Below are 20007 nucleotides of genomic sequence, written 5' to 3'. Positions count from 1 at the left end.
ACGCTGCAATTTTGCCTGTGGATGAGAGAACGTCAAGTAAAATTCGCTGAATTAAGGAAAGAATACCTCCGGCCAGGCCAGAGGTATTCAGAGACTAATCAGGGCTGAGAGGCTGATGCCTGAGGAATATCGTGAGCGCTGTTACAGGTTTTATCTTTCGGGCAGTACTTATCCAGCAGTTTCAGCGTCACGCCGTTTGTCCAGCCGAAGCCATCCTGCAGCGGGTACTCACCGCCGCCGCCGCCGCCGAGATTTTTGCCTTCAACGACATATTTCTCGACCAGCTTATGCTCACGGTCATAGGTGCTCTGGACATTTTGCAGGAAGCGTAATCCCACCTTTTTAGCCAGTTCTGGCTGGTTGTAATGCTCCAGTCCTTCGACTGCAACCCACTGCAGCGGTGCCCAGCCGTTAGGGGCGTCCCATTGCTGACCGTTGTTCACGGTGGTCGTGACCAGCCCGCCTGGCTTCAGCAGCTGTTTCTCTACCGCGCTGGCGGTACTTTCCGCCTGCTTATCGCTGGCGACCTGCAGATAGAGCGGGAACAGTGTGGCCGCGGTCAGCTGCGGATGAACCTGCTTTTTCTGCCAGTCATAGTCGGCATACCAGTTCTGTTTGCTGTCCCACAGATAGTGGTTAATCGCCGCCTGGCGCTTCTCTGCGCGATCGGCATACTGCTTCGCCAGATCGCTCTGTTTATTCATCTGATACCCTTTAGAGAGCGTCTGCTCCAGATGGAACAGCAGGCTGTTGAGGTCAACCGGGGCCAGCTGTGTCGTGCGGATGGTGGAGAGATTATGCGCATCGGTAAACCAGCGTGAACTGAAATCCCAGCCCGATGCTGCCCCGGAGCGCAGCTCGCGGTAGAGTTCCGCTTTATTGCGCTGCGGCGCTTTCTGCGCGGTGGCGATATCATCCATCCAGGATTCGGTGCGCGGCACGTCACGGGCATCCCAGTAGCGGTTAAGCAGCGTGCCATCCGCCAGCTTAATCACCCGCTTGCTGGCCACGCCCGCCGCCACTTTGTCGCTATCCGCCATCCAGTAGTCATACTCTTTCTGCAGTTCAGGCAGGTAGTGACTGTACGCTTTGCCCTGGTCATGCGTTGCCAGCAGATCGACCATCAGGCTGAAGAATGGCGGCTGCGAGCGGCTCAGATAGTAGCTGCGGTTGCCGTTGGGAATGTGCCCGTAGCGATCAAGCAGCGAGGCGAAGTTATCCACCATATCCTGCACTTTATCCCAGTGTCCGCTCTCGGCCAGTCCCAGCATGGTGAAGTAGCTGTCCCAGTAATAGATCTCGCGGAAGCGACCACCCGGCACCACATAGGGTTTGGGAAGCGGCAGCAGCGAGTCATATTGTCCGGCGCTGCTGGTGGTGCGCGTCAGCACCGGCCACAGGCCATCAATGTGGTCACGCAGGTTTTGCCCGGCTGGCGGCACATATTTGTCGCCTGCGGCGGGCAGGGTAAAGTTGGCATCAACAAAACGCTTCAGATCGAAATTGCGCTGTTTCTTCTGCATCTGCCAGTCGGCAAGTATCGACGCGGGATCAAATTTCGGCACCGCATCGGCAAAGGTTTTCTGGTCCGGGTAGAACTTCGCCTGTTGCACGGCATTAAACAGCGGCCCCAGACGAACGTCTGGCGGCTGCGGCTGATTATCCAGCATGCGGCTGTGATCGTCGGCATGAGCAGTGAAGGCGGGTACGCTCAGCAGCAGAGTGAGCAGAAAGGGCGCATAACGCTGACGCCGTGGGGCGGCGTTTACCTCAATTTTTGTCATCGGTTTTTCTCCTTGTCCGAAATGCGGCCGCGCGTAACGCATTGACCACAGGACCAACTTTAGACCGTATCCTGACACTTCACCCTGAAGCGAGCCGGAAATGTGAAGCCACGGGAATTATTTTTAGGGTAAAAAGCCCTGCCCGACGCGGGTTTTTTCTTGCGCTGACCGGGATTTTCCCTGACGCTGAAAGAAAAAAAGGAGAGCAGGATGGAGATCATCTGGTATCACCCGTCGCAGTCTGCAACGGCCTGGATTAGGGGTTTACAACAGCGTCTGCCACAGGCGCGGGTGCGTGCCTGGCAGCCAGGCGATGAGGGGCCGGCCGATTATGCGCTGGTCCGTTCACCCCCGGCAGAGATGCTGCGGGGACGGTCTACCCTGCGCGGCGTCTTTGCCCTGGGCGCAGGCGTCGATGAGATTCTGAAACAGCTGGAGCTGCATCCGGAGATGCTGCCCGACAGCGTGCCGCTCTATCGGCTGGAAGATACCGGCATGGCGCGCCAGATGCAGGAGTATGCTGTCCATAGTGTCCTGACCTGGTTCCGCCGCTTTGACGACTACCGGCTTCAGCAGCAGCAGGCGTGCTGGCAGCCGCTGCCTCCCTATGCGCGTGAAACCTTTACCGTCGGTATTCTGGGGGCGGGCGTGCTGGGGCAGAGCGTCGCCGAGGGCCTGAAGCCCTGGGGATTCCCGCTGCGCGTCTGGAGCCGTTCGCCGAAAACCATTGACGGCGTCACCAGCTTCGCCGGTCGCGATGCGCTGCAGCCGTTCCTGCAGGGGACGCAGGTGTTAATCAACCTGCTGCCGAGTACGCCGGAGACGATTAACCTGATCGACCAGCACTTTTTAGCGCAGCTGCCGCACGGCGCGTTCTTCCTCAACATCGCACGCGGTGCGCAGGTGGTGGAAGCGGATCTGCTGGCAGCACTGGAGAGTGGTCAGCTGAAAGCGGCGGCCCTGGATGTGTTTCAGGTGGAGCCGCTTCCTGAAGCGCATCCGCTCTGGTCCCATCCGCGCGTCACAATTACCCCCCATAATGCGGCAGTCACGCTGATCGACGAAGCGATCGACTATATCGCCCGCGCCATTACTCAGGACCAGGCAGGCGAAACGCCGCAGGGCAGGGTAGATCGGCAGCGCGGCTATTAACTAACCGGCCCTGTCAGGGCCGCTCAGGAGGAGAGAAGAATGTATCCGGTAGATCTGCATATGCACACTGTTGCCAGCACACATGCTTACAGCACGCTGCACGACTATGTGGCTCAGGCGAAGCAAACGGGCCTGAAACTGTTTGCCATTACCGATCACGGCCCTGATATGGCTGACGCGCCGCACTACTGGCACTTTGTGAATATGCGCATCTGGCCGCGGGTGATCGAGGGCGTGGCGATTCTGCGCGGTATTGAGGCCAACATTAAAAATCAGCAGGGGGAGATCGACTGCTCCGGCCCGATGCTTGATGCGCTGGATCTGATCGTTGCCGGCTTTCACGAGCCGGTTTATGCGCCGCGCGACAAAAAACAGCACACTGACGCGATGATCGCCGCAATGGCCAGCGGACAGGTTCACATCATCAGCCATCCGGGTAACCCGAAATTTCCGGTCGATATCCCGGCTATCGCTGAAGCTGCCGCACATTATGACGTGGCGCTGGAACTGAACAACTCCTCCTTTACCCACTCGCGTCCCGGCAGCGAACCTAACTGTCGCGCGATTGCCGCCGCGGTGCGCGACGCCGGTGGACGGCTGGCGTTTGGCTCCGATTCCCATACTGCGTTTACGCTGGGCCATTTCGAACACTGCCTGCGCATCGCCCGTGAAGTGGATTTTCCGGAGGATCGGGTGTTAAATGTCACGCCGCGCCGCCTGCTCGACTTTCTGGAGCAGCGCAGCGGCAAACATATTGCTGAACTGGCTGACTTTTAACTTACTTTGCCTCAAGGAAATCTGACTCATGAATGAGTTTTCCATTCTGTGCCGCGTGATCGGCTCTCTGTTTAATCGTCAGCCGCAGGACCCGCTGCTGGTCCCGCTGTTTACCCTGCTACGCGAGGGTAAGCTGCAGTCACAGTGGCCGCTGGAGCAGGATGAGCTGCTGACCCGTCTGCAACAGAACAGCGATCCTCAGGCGCTGGCCGCTGATTACAACGCGCTGTTTGTTGGCAGCGACTGTAACGTGCCGCCTTACGCTTCACAGTGGCCTGAAGGCAAAACCGAGCCGGAAGTGCGGGCGTTTCTCTCCTCGCGCGGTATGCCACTGAGCGATGCGCCCGCGGATCACTTTGGTGTTCTGCTGCTCTCTGCGTCATGGCTGGAAGATCAGTCGGCGGAAGATGAGAGCGCGGCACAGCTGGCGCTGTTCGAAGAGTATCTGCTGCCGTGGTGCGGGGCTTTCCTGGGCAAAGTGGAAGCGCATGCCACCACCGCGTTTTACCGCACGCTGGCGATGCTGAGCCGCGAAGCCATTCAGGTGATGTACAACGAGCTGCTTGAGAGTAACGAACAGCAGCCCGACGCCTGAGTCACCACGCTGCCGGGTGCGTACCCGGCACACACCCCGGCGTTGCGCAGAACTGTGGTGTGCCGGGCAGCCAGGCGGCGGCGCGCAGCCGGACGCCAATCCCCCATGGCGTCAGCTCCAGGAAGGGCAGGTTGTCCTTCACCTGAGGCACAATGCCCGAGCCGGTGTGCTGGCCTGCGGCATGCTGCTGCAACAGCCATGCGGTGCGCGCCAGTGACAGCCGGACCTGGCTGCCGTGCCCTCCGGTAAGACGCCGCCGTAATCCCTCCAGTACCGCTGCCGCCAGCAGATAGCCGGTGGCATGATCCAGCGCCTGGACCGGCAGCGGGCACGGTTTATCGCTCTGCTGCCACTGCATGCCCCGTTCGGCAATGCCGCAGCCCATCTGCACCAGACTGTCGAAACCGCGCCGGTTGCGCCACGGCCCCTGCCAGCCCCAGGCATTCAGGCTGGCATCGACCAGCCCCGGTGAGAGTGACTGGCGGGTTTCGGCGTCAAAACCGAGCCGTTCCAGCGCATCGGCCCGATAGCCGTGTACCAGAACATCGGCGTCCCGCAGCAGGCGGATAAACCGGTCGCGATCGACCGGCTGTGTCAGGTCGAGCACCGCACGTCGCTTGCCGCAGCTCATCTCCTCATCCAGCGTCGGCTCCGCCCAGCCGGGGGGATCGATACGCAGTACCGTGGCACCCAGGCTGGCAAGAAAGCGGGTGGCGACGGGGCCGGCAATAATCCGCGTCAGATCCAGCACCCTGATCCCCTGTAACGGACGCGCTTCAGCCAGCGGCCATGCGGGCGCAGGCGCTGCATCCGTCGTGTGCCAGTCAAACAGCGACTCGCGCTGCACCGCCTGACCCTGGGGATGCTGCTGCCAGGCTTCGGCGCTGCGCATTTTGGCGGCACAGCCTCCCGCATCAATAATTGCCTGCTCCAGTTCGCTGGCCTGCCACTGCTGAACCTGCTGCGCCAGCGCCGGGCGATCGGCGTGGGTGCCCAGCACCTGCTCCATCGCCAGCCGGTGATGAGCCGCATTGGTATGCAGGCGGATCCAGCCGTCGCGACTGCGGTAGTCTCCGGCAAAAGCATCCCACATTGCCGGGGCCGGGCGGTTTAACGGATGAAAGCTCTGCTGAAACCAGCGTGACGCCTGCCTGACGTTGACGGTAACAGGTGGGGAGGGATAAGTCGGGCGGGCGGTGGCGAGAAGCGCCGCCACCGCCTGGGTTGCCAGACCCAGGCTGGTGGACGCCAGTTCACTGACGGCAAACGCGGAAGAGAATGTTGAACGATCAATAAAAGCGGGGAGAGGCCAGACGTTATCGCTGCCTTGCAATCCCTGCACCATCTGTTGCCAGAGTGAGGCGGTGCGCGCTGAATCCATGTTGTGCTCCCTGAGTACGTTTTCTCAAGCATAGCACGCCGGATTAACGCCGCCGCAGGCGCGGGAAGCGGGCGTGCATGCGCAGGTTACGCAGGTTAAGCACGGCGATGGCGGTGCCAAGGATCACCAGCGAGGCACCGATAATCTTAAAACGGTTGAGTCTGTCTCCCAGTACGACGATGCCCATCAGCACCGACAACACCGGCGTCAGCAGGGAGTAGGGCATGATCAGGTTGACGTTATATTTCTTCAGCAGCACATACCAGAGCGTGTAGGCAATAATTGACGAGGCGATGGCGCTGTAAAGAATGGCGAACCAGCCGTGCCAGCCTGCATGTTCGAGGGCGTAAAGCTGATTCGACTCCATCACCAGGCTGGAGGCACCGACAATCGGCATCGCCAGAAAGGCAATCCAGCCGGTCATGGTCAGTGGCTTAATCGGCGGCGACTTCTTCACAATCAGGTTACTGACAGCCCAGCCGGTGGCGCTGCACAACAGCAGGCAGAGCACCCACCACGACGGAATCGTCGGGCTGCCTGACAGCACCACCACACCGCTCAGCGAGATCATAATGCCCATCAGCTGCACCAGCTTCAGCTTCTCTTTCAGCACCAGCATCGCCAGCAGCATGGCAATCGGCGTGCCCAGTTGCACCACAATCGCGCCGGTGCCGGCATCGGTGTAGCGCAGGCCAACGAACAGCAGCGAGAAGTGCATAAACCCGAAGGTGAAAGCCAGCAGCAGCAGCCAGGGCAGTTGCTTACGTTCAATACGGCAAAACGGCACCAGCACCACGGCGACGACCAGAAAACGCATAAAGGTCAGAAACAGGGGCGGCAGCTCCAGCAGGCCCCATTTCACCGCCACATTGTTGAAGGCCCAGACAGAGACCACCATCAGAATCAGAAAAAAATGCCGCACAGCCACGATAATATCCTTTCGATGTTTTTTGCTTAGCCCGCTAATGATGGCACGAACTGCGGCATTCCAGCCAATGCCGGAAAAAATTTTCTGCGCGCAGCGGTGAGACTTTCGGACGTGATGCTGGCAGACTGATTTGACACGACTTCTGAAAAGGACCCGATTCGGTATGACCCAGACGCGCGCTTTACCCCTTGCCCTGATTCAGCTTGAAGTCCCGCCCGCTAACGTTGTTTCGCAGATTGGTGAACAGCCACGCTGGTTTATCGACGCCCTTGATCTGCAACCCCATGAGTACCTGATTGTGCGGCCCCATCTCGGTGAAGCGTTACCGGCTTTTGATGAAATTTCCGGGGCGATCCTCAGCGGCTCCTGGGCGATGGTCACCGATCATGAGGAGTGGAGTGAGCGCAGCGCGGCCTGGGTCCGGGCAGCCATTGAGCAGGAGCTGCCGCTGCTGGGTGTCTGCTATGGTCACCAGTTGATGGCCTATGCGCTGGGTGGCGAGGTGGCGGATAATCCGCATGGCTGGGAACGCGGCCTGCTCCCAATCCGCTGCAGCGCTCAGGCGCAGCGCGATCCGCTGCTGCAGGGTCTGCCAGCCGGGTTCAGCGTCTGGCTGTCACACCGGCAGTCGGTCATCACTCCGCCGCCTCAGGCGCAGGTGCTGGCGGCGTCGGCGCAGGATGGCTGCCAGATTGTGCGTTACGCTCCGCAGGCGCTGTCGGTGCAGTTTCATCCCGAATTTTCACGGCACATTATGAACGTCTGTATGCCGGAAGGGCTTTCTGATGGCGGGGACGTTATCGAGGGGAAAGACTGGGCGCGTGCCTTGCTGGTGGAGTTCTGGCAACAGACGCGCCCGGCCGCAGCGCAGGCTCAGGGCGCGTAGTGACGCCGGCAGCGATAAACCCAAGCGGGTGGCACATTTTTCAGCACCCGCTCGCGTTCCCAGGTGAAGTAACGCGACAGGTCGGGCTGGGTCAGTGAGGTGTACTGAAACTGCACAAAGATCCCATCCGGCCCCAGGGCATTAAACACCGCCCGCAGGATCGCTTCGCGCAGCGCGGGCGGTAAGGACAGCAGTGGCAGGCCGGAGAAGATCGCATCATATTCCCCGTTCAGGTACTCCGCGGAGCAGGTGCGCACGGTCATGCGCGTGTCGTCCAGCGCGCTGAGCTGGTCGGCCAGCGCAGCGCTGATCTCAAAGGCATCCAGCGTGGCGTCAGGGGACATCTCTGCCAGTATCCGCCGTGTCAGGACGCCATCGCCCGCGCCCAGCTCGGCAATCCGTAACGTTTCAGGCCACGCAACAGAGGCAATCATGGTGCGGCATAACGCCTCTGAGGACGGTGTTATGCTGCCCATCATGCGCGGATTGCGGATAAACTGATGCACGAAATTGGCTTTAGCGCGCATCTGGGTAAAAGCCGAAGCCAGCATGCTTATCTCCCGAATGAATTCATCCTCTCGTTGACCCCTTTGTGACGCACTAGTTTCTTATTTGCCAGCCTTTCCGAAAAAAGTCGGAATTTTCTATAAACGAAGCGGAAGCGACGATTCCTTCGGCGCGGTCACAGTTTCCGGTCATCGGAACTGACAGGCTGGCGATGATCATTCATGTTAATAATAAGTTTCGTCATTGTTACATCAGTCACCTGTCAGGAGAATGACCATGCGTTATGCCGCCCCGGGAGAACAGGGTTCTCTGATCACGTTACAAAAGAATTATGGCAACTTTATTAATGGTGAATTCGTCGCGCCGGTGAACGGCAACTACTTCACCAATACCTCGCCGGTAAACGGGTCTGAGGCCGGTGAGTTCCCGCGCTCAGACGTGGCTGATGTGGATAACGCGGTGGCAGCGGCCGCGGCGGCCGCAGAAGCCTGGGGCAAAACCTCTCCGCAGCAACGCGCGCTGCTGCTGCTGAAAATTGCCGATCGGCTTGAAGCGAATCTGGAGACGATGGCGGTTTATGAAACCTGGGATAACGGTAAGCCCGTGCGCGAAACGCTGGCGGCGGATCTGCCTCTCGCTGTCGACCACTTCCGTTATTTTGCCGGCTGCGTCCGGGCGCAGGAGGGGAGTGCGGCGGAGATCGATGAGTTCACCGCCGCCTACCATTTCCATGAGCCGCTGGGCGTGGTGGCGCAGATTATCCCGTGGAACTTCCCGCTGTTAATGGCGGCCTGGAAACTGGCCCCGGCGCTGGGCGCAGGGAACTGTGTGGTACTGAAACCGGCGGAACAGACGCCGCTGTCGATCACCGTGTTTGTCGATCTGATCAAAGACCTGCTGCCGCCGGGGGTGCTGAACGTGGTGCACGGGTATGGTAAAGAGGCGGGTGAGGCGCTGGCTTCCCACGCCGGCATTGCCAAAGTTGCCTTTACCGGTTCTACCGCCACCGGCGGCCATATTCTGGAGCTGGCGGCGAAGAGCCTGATCCCCTCTACGGTCGAGCTGGGCGGGAAATCACCCAATATCTTCTTTGAAGATATCATGCAGGCGGAAGAGAGCTTTATTGAGAAAGCAGCCGAAGGCGTGGTGCTGGGCTTCCTGAACCAGGGCGAAGTCTGTACCTGCCCGTCACGGGCGCTGGTGCAGGAGTCGATATATGAGCCGTTCATGGCGGCCGTCATGAAGCGGGTGAAAACTATCAAACGGGGCGATCCGCTGGATACAGAGACGATGGTGGGAGCCCAGGCGTCACAGCAGCAGTTCGACAAAATCCTTTCCTATCTGGACGTGGCCCGGCAGGAGGGCGCGGAGGTGCTGGTGGGCGGAGGCGTCGAGAAACTGGATGATTCCCTCAACAGTGGCTACTACATTCAGCCGACCCTGCTGAAAGGCAACAACAGCATGCGGGTATTCCAGGAGGAGATCTTTGGCCCGGTTATCGGCATCACCACCTTTAAGGATGAAGCCGAAGCCGTCCGCATCGCCAACGACTCCATCTATGGGCTGGGGGCAGGCGTCTGGACCCGCGATATCAACCGCGCTTATCGGGTCGGCCGGGCAATCAAAGCCGGACGCGTCTGGACAAACTGCTATCACCTCTATCCGGCGCACGCGGCCTTTGGTGGCTATAAGAAATCGGGGATTGGGCGTGAGACCCACAAAATGATGCTGGATCACTATCAGCAGACCAAAAACCTGCTGGTCAGCTACAGTATCGAACCGCTCGGTTTTTTCTGAACCTGACGCGGGGAGCCGCTGCCTGCGGCTCTCCGACTTCTCCGCTATCACCGCTGAACCACGCTACGGCGTGGTTTTTGTACGATTAGAGGATGTAATGTACCGGGTGATTTTTGCCTTTGGAAACCGTCAGACGGCCCGGTAAAGAACAATTAATCAGTCTGTTAAAAAATTTAACATGTTTATTTAACGTTTCGCTTACTTTTCCCTCCCCACGCCGGGTGCCTGGCTGCAGCCAGGCACTACATCAATATATTAACGTATTGATAAACTGGCATTTATACGAATTCTCCTTTGCGAACCGACGCCAGATGCCTCTCTGCTTCCGGGGCACGAATCATTCTGATTTTTCCTTAATAGCGCCACTCATTACATGAGAGGTATTAATGCTGATTTCAGCCCTGTCATAATTTTGAGTAAAAATACTTCATATTAACGCAACTTGTTAAGATTACTCCTATGTAGATGGTTAAAAGTGAGGCAGATTTGTATTAACAAAATTAGTTAATGAAAACTGATGTTTTTTGCACCAAAACCGTGCCGTTGAATTTTCGTCAGTCTTATGTAAACTTGCAGCTAATATTTACAAATGGATTTTGGTTTCAGGCTCACGGGCAGGATTTTCCTGACTCGTGCGGTAGCTATGAGAGATCATGGATTGATAAAGTGTTTAAAATGAACAACTAACAGCGGTCAGGGAAGGGTGGCTGGTGCGGTCTGCTTAAACTTTCAGCGACGTCTGAATTGTCAACGCGAAAGTTTTTCTGTCATGGATGGCTTAAGTAATCTCTGGATTTACCCTGCCTCAGGAATTTTGTCGGAAAGAAATAGATCAACAATTTGATCATTTATATTCAGGCGTAATTTCTTCCCGTCTCTGCCTTAGCCTGCCGAAGTCGCTTTTCATACTTAATCTTTGTTGATCGTTTTTCAGCAGTGCAGACGCTAATTCAGCGCAATCTGCTTAATGATTGCTTTTTGGTCTGGTACTAATCAGCGGCCAGACATTTAACACCCTCCGATTTTCATTACTGACACCCGGCCCCTGGCCACTCTTCTAGGTACGAATGGAACACAACATGAAAAATATGGTGAAGCTCCGCATTGCATTAGGCCTGATGGTTGTTTTCTCTCTTGCGGGCTGTAAAACGCCCCCAAAAATGACGGATGACACGCTGGTGACCAGCACAGTCGATGGCGTGGCGATCAGCCACCGCTATGCGATTAAACCGCCAGCCCAGTTCACGCCGGTGAATCAGCCTTACCGTGCGCTCTATCCTGCCTCGGTAATGAGCCAGCCCAGCTTTGGCGGCAAAGTGGTTGAGACCCTGAAAAGCGGTGACAGCTACACCGTTATTGGTCAGGTAGAGAACAACTGGCTGGCGCTGGGTGAACCGGCTCAGGCCGCTGCGGAACCGGAAAAGGACGCCGCCAGCGCGAAAGAGGCGACGCCACCGGCTGCGCCACAGGCCACCGTTAAGCTGGCAGGCTATGTGCCGTTCCGCGCCGTCGTGAAAAGCGAGCTTTACGATCAGACCGTGAAAGCCGATCAGCCAAAACGCCGTGCACGCAGCAGCAGCAAGAAAAAGACCTGCGTCGCGGTCAACGGTGACAGCACCGCCTGCCAGAACAGCAGCAGCGGAACCTGGATCATTAACTAATCGCACTGAGCAGGGAGGGCAGGATGATGATGACACGACAACTGCGCGCGGCGCTGATCGGCGTGATGGCCTGGCTGCTGGCAGGCTGCAGCAGCAGTACGCCGCCAGTGGCCTACTACAACCTGGATGTGCAGGCGCAGAACCAGGTTAACGGTGGTGCGCCGCTGAAAGTGCGGGTCATGTTGCTGACCTCCGACGCGGATTTCATGTCGGCCGATTTCTACTCCCTGCAAAACCAGCCGGCGACCGCGCTGGGTAGTGCGCAACTGAATACGCAACAGTTCTTCCTGACGCCAGACCAGCGTAGCAAAACGCTGCGCATCCGGAGTCTGCCCGAGGCGCGCTTCATCGGCATCATGGCGGAATACCAGGCGCTGGATGGCAAAGTCTGGCGGCTGTCGCTGCCGGTCCCGGAAGGCGATGCCCCCGCATTCTGGGCGTTCTGGAAACGTAACGATGGCGAGCTGAATGCCCGCATCGTCGCGGGCGTTAACGGCTTACGAGTGGAAAAACAGTGATGCCTATGAACAGAGCCGAAAAGGTGGTCTGGACCGAGGGGATGTTTCTGCGTCCTCACCATTTCCAGCAGTCAGAAAATTATCTTCTCAGTACCCTGCGTGAATGGGGTCAGTCCCAGCGCCCCTTCACCTGGGGTTTTTACGATCTGGAGTTTGATGAGGCGCTGATGCGTCAGGGCAAACTGGCTCTGAGTGCCGCCAGCGGCTGCCTGCCGGACGGCACTTTCTTTGCGTTCAGTCAGCCCCGGCATGGCCCGGCACCGCTCGATCTGCCTGCCACGATTGACCGCAGCAAGGTCGTGCTGGCGATACCGGCCCGCCGCAACGGACGTGAGGCGGTTGCCTTCCAGGAGTCTCAGGATTCTCTGGCGCGCTATCTGGCCTGGGAAGCGGAAGTGGAAGATGACAACGCTCAGGCGGTGGGCAGCGCGACCGTGCAGTTTGGCAAACTGCGCCTGCGTCTGATGCTGGAGCAGGACCTGACCGCTGAGTGGACCGCAATGGGCGTGGCGCAGGTGATTGAAAAACGCAGCGACAACCATATCCGGCTCGACAGCGACTACATTCCACCGATGCTGACCCTCAACAGCAGCCGTCCGCTGCAGAACATGTTCAACGATCTGCACGGGCTGATCCAGCAACGCAGCCAGCAGCTGAGCCAGCGGGCGCCCGGCACAGGCCGCTTCAACAGCGCCGATATGGTCGATTTTATGCTGCTGGCGCTGCTCAATCGTCAGCTTGGCCTGCACAGCCATCTGCAGCATCTGCCGCTGCTTCATCCGGAGACGCTCTACAGCCACTGGGTGCAACTGGCGGCAGAACTCAGCACCTGGACGCCCGCCCGCGCCCCGGACGGGCTGCCGCTTTACGATCATGACGATCTGCAGGGCTGCTTCAGCCGCCTGTCACTGCTGCTGCGTCAGGGACTGTCACAGGTGATGGAGGAGAGCGCCATTCAGCTGCCGCTGATCCAGCGCTCACACGGCCTCAATGTCGCGACCGTGCCGGAAAGCAGCATGGTGCATGAGTTTGGCTTTGTGCTGGCGGTTAAAGCCAGCGTCCCCGCCGACACCCTGCAGACTCACTTCCCGGCGCAGATGAAAGTCGCGCCGGTCAGCAAAATCCGCGATCTGGTGCAGCTGCAGCTGCCGGGTCTGGCGCTGAGGGCAATGCCCGGCGCGCCGCCGCAGATCCCGTGGCATGCCGGTTACAACTATTTCGAACTGGATAAGAACAGCGAGCTATGGAAAGAGATGGAGCGCTCAGGCGCTTTTGCGCTGCACCTTGCCGGTGAGTTTCCGGGCCTGAACATGGAGTTCTGGGCCATCCGCAGTCAGTCAGAATAATAAACTGAGCACGCAGCATGATGCAGGAACACGAAAAATCACACAGCGACATTGCGCCGGATGCCAGCCATCAGAATGTGCTGGTCGCGGCGGCGAATCCCCTGATTAATGCCATTCCCCAGATCCGACATTCCGTCACCCATGACGATCCGGCCCAACTGCGCCGGCAGCTGATCGACCAGATCCGGCGCTTTGAACTGAGCTGCCAGCAGTCGGGGCTCGGCTATGAAGTGATTATCGGCGCGCGTTACTGCCTCTGCACGGCGCTGGATGAGGCGGCGGCGCTGACCCCCTGGGGCAGTCGCGGCGTCTGGACCAGCAACGGTCTGCTGGTCACCTTTCACAATGAAACCTGGGGCGGCGAAAAGTTTTTCCAGCTGCTGGCGAAGCTGTCACAGAACCCGCGTCGTCACATTCTGATGCTGGAACTGATCTACTTCTGTCTGGTGCTGGGATTCGAAGGGCGCTATCGGGTGCTGGACAACGGGCGCTCGCAGCTGGAGACCATTAAACAGCGGCTGTTGCAGATGATTAAAAGCGTGCGCGGCAGTTACGCGGCGGCGCTGTCACCGCACCCGACCGATCAGCCGGTACTGCGCAAACTCTGGCGGCCGATGATTCCGCTGTGGGCCTGCGCGGCCGTGGCGGGGCTGGCTGCCTGCCTGTTTTATATCGTGCTCAACTGGCGTCTGGGCGATTACACCTCGCCGGTGCTGGCGCGTATCTACCAGACGGCCCTGCCGGAAGTGAAGATCGGTAATCCGGCACCGCCTCCGCCTGCCACGCTGAACCTGCGCGCCTTCCTGAAACCGGAAATTGATGCCGGGCTGGTGGCGGTGCGCGACGAAGCGGACCGCAGCGTCGTGACGCTGAAAGGGGACGGGCTGTTTGCATCGGCGGCCACCGAGGTGCGCGGACGTTATACCGACGTCATCCGGCGTATCGCCGCCGCCATGAATAACGTCAGCGGCCAGATTCAGGTGATTGGCTACAGCGACAACGTGCCGATTCGCAGTGCGCGCTTCGCTTCCAACTTTGAACTCTCTCTGGCGCGTGCCGAGTCGGTGCAGAGCCTGCTGCAACAGCAGCTGGCGCAGCCTTCACGGGTGAAAGCGGAAGGGCGCGGTGAAAGCAATCCGCTGGTGCCAAACACCAGCGCAGAAAATCGTGCACGTAACCGTCGGGTTGAAATCACGCTGCTGGTAGCACCGGATGCGACCCATGCCGAACTTAACGGCCTGGCGAGAGGGAACTGATCCATGCTGAATATCCTGTTTGCGGTACTGACCAGCCGCCTGGCGTGGGGCTTTGTCGGCATCACCGCGCTCTCTTTTATCATCTGGGTCATCGGCCCGGTCTTCTCTATCGTGGATTCGCGTCCGCTTGAGCCGGAGCAGAATCGCATCATCAGTATTGCGCTGCTCTATCTGGTGTGGGGCCTGGGGCAGGCGATCCCGCGGTTCTATAACTTCTGGCTTAACCGCAAGCTGATGTCGAGCCTGGAAACCGGCAAGAGTGACGCCCCGGAAGCGGACCGGCAGCGGCTGACCAGCGAAGAGCAGGTCCTGGCAGGGCGCTTCTCAGAAGCCACAGAGATGCTGAAAAAGGCGCACTTCCAGCGTCACAGCAGCAAAGGGACACCGTTCTGGGCGCAGCGCTTTGGCCGCCAGTATCTCTACCAGCTGCCGTGGTACATGATTATCGGCGCACCCGGTGCCGGTAAAACCACCGCGCTGGTCAACTCCGGCCTGCAGTTTCCGCTGGCGGATAAGTTCGGGAAGTCGGCGCTGCGCGGGATTGGCGGCACACGCAACTGCGACTGGTGGTTTACCAATGAAGCTGTTCTGCTCGACACGGCGGGGCGTTACAGCACCCAGGAGAGTCAGCAGGAGCGCGACGCCAGCGAATGGCACCACTTTCTCGGACTCCTGCGCAAATATCGCGGGCGTCAGCCGATCAACGGCGTGGTCGTCACCCTCAGCGTCTCCGATCTGCTGACCCAGTCGCCTGAAGCGCTGCGCAACCAGGCGCTCGCTTTGCGTCAGCGCCTGATGGAGCTGCATGACCGTCTCGGCATCCGCTTCCCGGTCTATGTGCTGGTGACCAAGGCGGACCTGCTCAAAGGGTTCCGCAGCTACTTTGCCGCGCTGGATAAAGCGCAGCGTGAACAGGTGTGGGGGTTCACCTTCCCGTGGGCGCAGGCCTCCGCCGCCGATTTTGAGCTGAATAACCAGTTTCAGCAGGAGTACTCCCTGCTGCAGCAGCGGCTGGAAGCGGGGCTGGCGGATCGGCTGCTGACAGAGAGCGACGCGCAGGCGCGGGCCGAGAGCTATCTGTTCCCGCAGGAGTTTGCGGCACTGCGTCCGGTGCTGGCAGAGGCGCTCGACACGCTGTTTGCCCGCTCTGATTTTGAAACCCAGTTCGCCCCGCGCGGCATCTATTTTGCCAGCGGCACCCAGGAAGGTCTGCCGTTTGACCGGGTGATGGGGGAGCTGAACCGCGCACTCAATCTGCCGAACCAGCAGGCGGGTGAGTCGGGAAGCTGGGACCATGTCGATAAAGAGGCGCCGATCCCGCAGAACAAAGGGCAGAGCTTCTTCCTGAAAGGGGTGCTGGAAAATGTGATTTTCCAGGAGTCTGGCCTGGCAGGCAGCAACCGCTGGTGGGAGCTGCGCAACCGCGCCGGTCTGTGGTCGGGCTATCTGGCCCTGCTGGTGCTGTTACTGGTAGCTGGCGCGCTGTGGCTCACCAGCTACAGCAAAAATAAAGCCTATCTGCAGGAGATGGCTGCCAAAACGCCGCAGGTGGAGCAGCTGGGCGATCGGTTACAGCAGCAGGTCAATGGCGATCTGTTTGCGCTGGTGCCCTATCTCAACACCCTATTGCACCTGCCGGAGAGCGCCGACTTCTCGCTCGACTCGCCACCGCTGACGCGCCGGATGGGGCTCTATCGCGGCACCGAGGTCAGCGATGCAACCCGTGCGCTCTATGACAAAGCGCTGAAGCAGCTGCTGTTGCCGCAGGTGGCACAGAACATCACCCGCTGGCTGCGCAATGACAATGGCAGCGACGCTGACTACAGCTATGAGGCGCTGAAGGCGTATCAGATGCTCTACCAGCCTAAGCATTACGATGGCAAGTTCCTGCAGGCGTGGCTGATGCTTAACCTCTCCCGCGAACTGCCGCAGAACGTCACCCAGCAGCAGGTCAAACAGCTGGCGTGGCATCTGCAACAGCTGCTGGAGACGCAGATCCAGTCGTCGCCTTACGCGAAGGATGAGGCGCTGGTCAGGCGCGAACAGACGCTGATTAACCAGATGCCGCTCTCACAGCGGGTTTATGGCCGACTGAAGCGGCTGCTGCAGCGCAACGGCACGTTACAGCCGGTCACGCTGTCGGCGCTGGGTGGGCCGCAGAGCGAGCTGGTGTTTTCACGCAAAAGCGGCAAGTCGGTCAACGACGGGGTCGAGGGGCTCTACACGCCGGACGGCTACTGGCAGCAGGTGGATAAGCAGATCGCGCCGGTCACGCAGGCGCTCTATAAGGACGATCTCTGGGTGCTGGATGGGGCCGCGCCGCAGCAGAAAAGCGAGGAGATCGACCTCGCGGTGCGCCAGCTCTATGTGCAGGACTATATCCGCCAGTGGGAGCAGTTCCTCAGCGATATCCAGCTCAACAGCAGCGCCGATCTGTCACAGCGCATCAACACGGCGCGCCTGCTCTCTGGCAATCACTCACCGCTGCGCCAGATGGTCATCAACCTCAGTAAACTGCTGACGCTGAACCGGGCACAGCCTGATGAGAAAACCGCGCAGCCGCAGCAGCCATCAGATAACAGCGCCACCCGCACGCTGGAAGCGCTGTTTACCTCGCCCGACGCCAGCGCCGCGCGTGGCCAGGCTGCCGCGCAGGCCGCACCAGAGCAGGCTGTGGCGCTGCACTTCGCGCCGATTCTGGAGCTGGCGCAGCCGTTACAGCAGGGTAGCAAGGTGCTGGCAGTCGATGATTTCCTGCATCAGATTGACGACCTTTATCGTTACCTCACGGCGGTGCAGGATGCCGCCAACAGCGGGATGCCACCACCGGCCAGCGATGCCATCAGCCGTCTGCAGGCCAGCGCCGGTCGCCTGCCGGGGTCGCTGCAGAACATGGTTTCCAGCATGGCCGTGGGGGCCAGCAGCGATGCTCAGCGTCGCGACATGGATAATGTCCGCAAACGCATCACCATGGAGGTCGGCAGCTTCTGCCGTCAGGCGATTGCCGGTCGCTATCCGCTGGTGCGCTCTGCGCGCAGCGAGGTAACGCCCGACGACCTGGCCCGCATGTTTGCGCCAGGCAGCGGCATGATGGACAGCTTCTTCCGTGACAACCTGGCGAGCAAAGTGGATACCACCCGCGCGGCGTGGCGCTTTACGCCGGGCATCGACGGTAAAACCCTGCCGGGCGGCGAAGCCCTGCTGCGTCCCTTCCAGCAGGCGCAGTCGATTCGCGATGCCTTCTTTGCCAACGGCGCAACCACCCCAGGCTTCCGCGTGACGCTGCGCACCGTCAGGATGGACAACGATATTCTTAACCTGACGCTGGATGTGGATGGACAGATTCTGCGTTACAGCCACGGCCCGCAGGCGGTTCAGCTGGTCAGCTGGCCCGGTCCCGGCGGCACCAGCCAGGTGCGGATGCAGCTCGGTCTGACCAACGGCACCACGTCCACCCTGGTCACCAGCGGCCCGTGGGCGCTCAATCGCTTCTTCGACCGTGCCCGGGTGACCGCGGCTGGCGGACTGACCCGCGAAGCAACGTTCAGCGTGGAAGGCCATCAGGTGACGCTGTCGTTTACCCCAGGCAGCATTCGTAACCCGTTCCAGCTTCCCGGCTTTAGCTGCCCCTGAAACAGGATCCGACAATGACTCAATACGCTGCACCCTGCTGGTACGGCAAACTGCCCAGCGCGGGTGACTTTGTAAAGCGCCGCTTTCCGGACGTGCTCTATCGCCAGTGGTCCAGCTGGTTTCAGGTGGGGCTCCACCACTGGCAGAGCAATCAGGAAGGCGATAACGCGCCTTCACGGCCGTTTCTCAACGCGCCGGTATGGAACTTTGTGGTGCCCCCGATGCTCGGCAGCCAGCTCATCCAGATGGGCTGCCTGATTGCCGCGCGTGACAGCGTGGGGCGTAACTACCCGCTCTGTGCGCTGCGTCATTTCACCCCGGCCGAGTGGTCACCCGCGCTGCTGGCGCGTTCCGGTGAGTGGTATCAGCAGGTGGGCAATACGCTGCTGCGGGTAGTGCAGGGCGGCGGCTCACCGGAACAGCTGGACCAGGCGCTGCTCAGTATCCCGCAGCCGCAGCCTCCTCAGGCGTCAGACGAATCGTCAGACATTCTCAACGTGATCGGGCATGGCGACACCCCTTCGACGCTGAACTGGACGCTGCCGGGCGAGAACTTTGACCCGCAGTTCTACACCAGCTTCTGGTGGACGAACCAGAGCGACGGGTTTCCGCTTTATACCCAGGTGCACAGCGGTAACTTCACCGCCCAGCTTTTTTCCCTGCTGTTTGATCCGGCCGGTGGGGCAAAGCCGGGACGAAACGGACTTTATCCCCCGATGTTTGAATCCTGAGGCGATACGCATGACGACCAATATTGAGGCTTTGCTGGCACCGGTCAGTGACGACAATCCCGGTGGGGATAACCTGGAGTATCACGCCGATTTTCAGGCGATGGAGCAGGCCAGCGCCGGTAAAGCGGAGCAGCAGTTCGGCAGCACGATCATTCCGGCGGAACCGGCGGACTGGAACAAAGTGGAGAAACTGGCGATCGCGCTGCTGGAACGCAGCAAAGATCTGCGGGTGATGCTGGCTCTGACTCACGCCTGGACCGAGCTGAAAGGGCTGCCGGGCTACGCACAGGGCCTGAAACTGATTGAGCAGGCCTTACTGCTTTACTGGGAGCCGCTGTGGCCGCGGCTGGAAGAGTATGGCGAACAGGATCCTTTCTACCGCATCAACGCGCTGGCGCTGCTGGGTGACAAGTCGCCCCTGAGCAGCGCGGTGCGCCAGAGCTGGCTGCTGCGCTACCCCTCCGACGGGATCACGCTGCGTGATGCCGCTGCGCTGTGCGACGGCAGCAAAACGGAGGTGGCTGATTATCCGGGTGGCCTGCCGCGTCTGATCGACGAACTGGCGCGGGGCGATCAGCCCGGCATTGAGGCGGTGCTGCAGATTCATGAGCGGCTGCAGACCATCTGCGAAACCGTGGCCGAACGGCTGGGCGACGCCGCCGTGCCGGAACTGACTCAGCTGCGCAGGCAGATTGCACTGATCGCCGAGCGCGGCGAGGCCACCGACCTCAGCGCCCTGGTCCCCACGGCAGCGGCGACGGAACAGCCGGCTGAAACCGCAGCAGCGCCTGCACCGGCGGCACTCCGTGCAGCCACTGACTGGCGCAGTGTGCAGATTGGCTCCCGCGCCGACGCTCAGCTGATGCTGGAAAAGGTAAAGCTCTATTTTACCCAGCACGAGCCGAGCCATCCGGCACCACTGATGATCGACCGGGTTCAGCGTTTAATCGAACGCGACTTTCTGGAGATCATCCGTGAACTGGCCCCTGATGGGGTGCATCAGCTGGAAACCATTTTCGGCCGTCGCGATTAAGCAGACATAACGCACTCACACA

16 protein-coding genes are annotated in these 20007 nt (G+C 59.9%); 12 read left to right on the top strand and 4 right to left on the bottom strand.

The genetic code is table 11. From position 1 onward, the window contains the following. Positions 1 to 98: 98 nt before the first annotated feature. A complete protein-coding gene (gene treA, locus S7A_RS11605; protein WP_009090777.1) occupies positions 99 to 1784 on the bottom strand; it encodes an alpha,alpha-trehalase TreA in 1686 nt (561 codons plus the stop codon). 210 nt (positions 1785 to 1994) lie between these two features. Here treA and ghrA point away from each other — a divergent pair, with 210 nt between their 5' ends. From ghrA to S7A_RS11590, 3 genes are read left to right on the top strand one after another with little or no spacing between them, the layout of a single operon-like run. Beyond that, entirely contained in the window at positions 1995 to 2936 is a 942-nt protein-coding gene (ghrA, locus tag S7A_RS11600; RefSeq protein ID WP_009090775.1) for a glyoxylate/hydroxypyruvate reductase GhrA, read from the top strand. Positions 2937 to 2975: 39 nt separating this feature from the next. Beyond that, positions 2976 to 3713, top strand: a complete 738-nt coding sequence (locus S7A_RS11595) for a phosphatase (protein WP_009090774.1) — start codon at positions 2976 to 2978, stop codon at positions 3711 to 3713. A gap of 28 nt (positions 3714 to 3741) precedes the next feature. Beyond that, positions 3742 to 4308 carry a molecular chaperone gene (locus tag S7A_RS11590; protein ID WP_009090772.1) on the top strand — a complete coding sequence of 189 codons (567 nt, stop codon included), beginning with the start codon at positions 3742 to 3744 and terminating at the stop codon, positions 4306 to 4308. Position 4309: 1 nt separating this feature from the next. Here the strand turns inward: S7A_RS11590 and S7A_RS11585 are convergent, their stop codons facing one another. After that, on the bottom strand, positions 4310 to 5689 hold the full coding sequence (locus S7A_RS11585; protein WP_009090770.1) for a CoA transferase: 1380 nt from the start codon (positions 5687 to 5689) through the stop codon (positions 4310 to 4312). A 43-nt stretch (positions 5690 to 5732) separates the two neighbouring features. Next, positions 5733 to 6617 carry a DMT family transporter gene (locus tag S7A_RS11580; protein ID WP_009090768.1) on the bottom strand — a complete coding sequence of 295 codons (885 nt, stop codon included), beginning with the start codon at positions 6615 to 6617 and terminating at the stop codon, positions 5733 to 5735. A gap of 163 nt (positions 6618 to 6780) precedes the next feature. On the opposite strand from S7A_RS11580, the gene S7A_RS11575 reads away from it, so the two are divergent. After that, positions 6781 to 7503 (top strand): glutamine amidotransferase, encoded by a 723-nt coding sequence (locus tag S7A_RS11575; RefSeq protein ID WP_009090766.1) that lies wholly within the window; start codon positions 6781 to 6783, stop codon positions 7501 to 7503. Here the strand turns inward: S7A_RS11575 and S7A_RS11570 are convergent. Then, complete coding sequence (locus S7A_RS11570) at positions 7491 to 8054, bottom strand: class I SAM-dependent methyltransferase (protein ID WP_009090764.1); 564 nt, start codon at positions 8052 to 8054, stop codon at positions 7491 to 7493. The two genes, S7A_RS11575 and S7A_RS11570, sit on opposite strands and share 13 nt — an antisense overlap. A 232-nt stretch (positions 8055 to 8286) precedes the next feature. Between S7A_RS11570 and S7A_RS11565 the strand changes: the two genes are divergently transcribed. The 8 genes from S7A_RS11565 to tssA all read left to right on the top strand — a co-directional run bounded on the left by S7A_RS11565 (position 8287) and on the right by tssA (position 19985). Further along, positions 8287 to 9807 carry an aldehyde dehydrogenase family protein gene (locus tag S7A_RS11565; protein ID WP_009090762.1) on the top strand — a complete coding sequence of 507 codons (1521 nt, stop codon included), beginning with the start codon at positions 8287 to 8289 and terminating at the stop codon, positions 9805 to 9807. Between the two features lie 1067 nt (positions 9808 to 10874). Then, positions 10875 to 11468, top strand: a complete 594-nt coding sequence (locus S7A_RS11560) for an SH3 domain-containing protein (protein WP_033736321.1) — start codon at positions 10875 to 10877, stop codon at positions 11466 to 11468. Positions 11469 to 11491: 23 nt separating this feature from the next. Then, positions 11492 to 11986 (top strand): type VI secretion system lipoprotein TssJ, encoded by a 495-nt coding sequence (tssJ, locus tag S7A_RS11555; protein ID WP_009090760.1) that lies wholly within the window; start codon positions 11492 to 11494, stop codon positions 11984 to 11986. Between the two features lie 5 nt (positions 11987 to 11991). Beyond that, the gene (gene tssK, locus S7A_RS11550) at positions 11992 to 13332 is read left to right on the top strand and encodes a type VI secretion system baseplate subunit TssK (RefSeq protein WP_009090759.1); all 1341 of its coding nucleotides are present in this window, start codon (positions 11992 to 11994) and stop codon (positions 13330 to 13332) included. Between the two features lie 17 nt (positions 13333 to 13349). Continuing rightward, a complete protein-coding gene (locus tag S7A_RS11545; protein WP_009090758.1) occupies positions 13350 to 14588 on the top strand; it encodes a DotU family type VI secretion system protein in 1239 nt (412 codons plus the stop codon). A 3-nt stretch (positions 14589 to 14591) separates the two neighbouring features. Then, positions 14592 to 18221, top strand: a complete 3630-nt coding sequence (gene tssM, locus S7A_RS11540; protein ID WP_009090757.1) for a type VI secretion system membrane subunit TssM — start codon at positions 14592 to 14594, stop codon at positions 18219 to 18221. A 14-nt stretch (positions 18222 to 18235) separates the two neighbouring features. Continuing rightward, a complete protein-coding gene (tagF, locus tag S7A_RS11535) occupies positions 18236 to 18952 on the top strand; it encodes a type VI secretion system-associated protein TagF (protein WP_009090756.1) in 717 nt (238 codons plus the stop codon). 10 nt (positions 18953 to 18962) lie between these two features. Continuing rightward, a complete protein-coding gene (gene tssA / locus S7A_RS11530) occupies positions 18963 to 19985 on the top strand; it encodes a type VI secretion system protein TssA (RefSeq protein WP_009090755.1) in 1023 nt (340 codons plus the stop codon). Positions 19986 to 20007: the final 22 nt, after the last annotated feature.

Source organism: Pantoea sp. Sc1 (assembly GCF_000255315.1).
Lineage (GTDB): Bacteria > Pseudomonadota > Gammaproteobacteria > Enterobacterales > Enterobacteriaceae > Pantoea > Pantoea anthophila.
Note: the sequence above shows the minus strand (reverse complement) of the source record. Positions and strands in the feature narration are given on the sequence as shown.

What these genes read in the sequence shown, in the direction of transcription:
- treA (WP_009090777.1), bottom strand. Translation starts at nt 1,784, where the DNA reads ATGACAAAAATTGAGGTAAACGCCGCCCCACGGCGTCAGCGTTATGCG.
- ghrA (WP_009090775.1), top strand. Translation starts at nt 1,995, where the DNA reads ATGGAGATCATCTGGTATCACCCGTCGCAGTCTGCAACGGCCTGGATT.
- S7A_RS11595 (WP_009090774.1), top strand. Translation starts at nt 2,976, where the DNA reads ATGTATCCGGTAGATCTGCATATGCACACTGTTGCCAGCACACATGCT.
- S7A_RS11590 (WP_009090772.1), top strand. Translation starts at nt 3,742, where the DNA reads ATGAATGAGTTTTCCATTCTGTGCCGCGTGATCGGCTCTCTGTTTAAT.
- S7A_RS11585 (WP_009090770.1), bottom strand. Translation starts at nt 5,689, where the DNA reads ATGGATTCAGCGCGCACCGCCTCACTCTGGCAACAGATGGTGCAGGGA.
- S7A_RS11575 (WP_009090766.1), top strand. Translation starts at nt 6,781, where the DNA reads ATGACCCAGACGCGCGCTTTACCCCTTGCCCTGATTCAGCTTGAAGTC.
- S7A_RS11570 (WP_009090764.1), bottom strand. Translation starts at nt 8,054, where the DNA reads ATGCTGGCTTCGGCTTTTACCCAGATGCGCGCTAAAGCCAATTTCGTG.
- S7A_RS11565 (WP_009090762.1), top strand. Translation starts at nt 8,287, where the DNA reads ATGCGTTATGCCGCCCCGGGAGAACAGGGTTCTCTGATCACGTTACAA.
- S7A_RS11560 (WP_033736321.1), top strand. Translation starts at nt 10,875, where the DNA reads ATGGAACACAACATGAAAAATATGGTGAAGCTCCGCATTGCATTAGGC.
- tssJ (WP_009090760.1), top strand. Translation starts at nt 11,492, where the DNA reads ATGATGATGACACGACAACTGCGCGCGGCGCTGATCGGCGTGATGGCC.
- tssK (WP_009090759.1), top strand. Translation starts at nt 11,992, where the DNA reads ATGAACAGAGCCGAAAAGGTGGTCTGGACCGAGGGGATGTTTCTGCGT.
- S7A_RS11545 (WP_009090758.1), top strand. Translation starts at nt 13,350, where the DNA reads ATGATGCAGGAACACGAAAAATCACACAGCGACATTGCGCCGGATGCC.
- tssM (WP_009090757.1), top strand. Translation starts at nt 14,592, where the DNA reads ATGCTGAATATCCTGTTTGCGGTACTGACCAGCCGCCTGGCGTGGGGC.
- tagF (WP_009090756.1), top strand. Translation starts at nt 18,236, where the DNA reads ATGACTCAATACGCTGCACCCTGCTGGTACGGCAAACTGCCCAGCGCG.
- tssA (WP_009090755.1), top strand. Translation starts at nt 18,963, where the DNA reads ATGACGACCAATATTGAGGCTTTGCTGGCACCGGTCAGTGACGACAAT.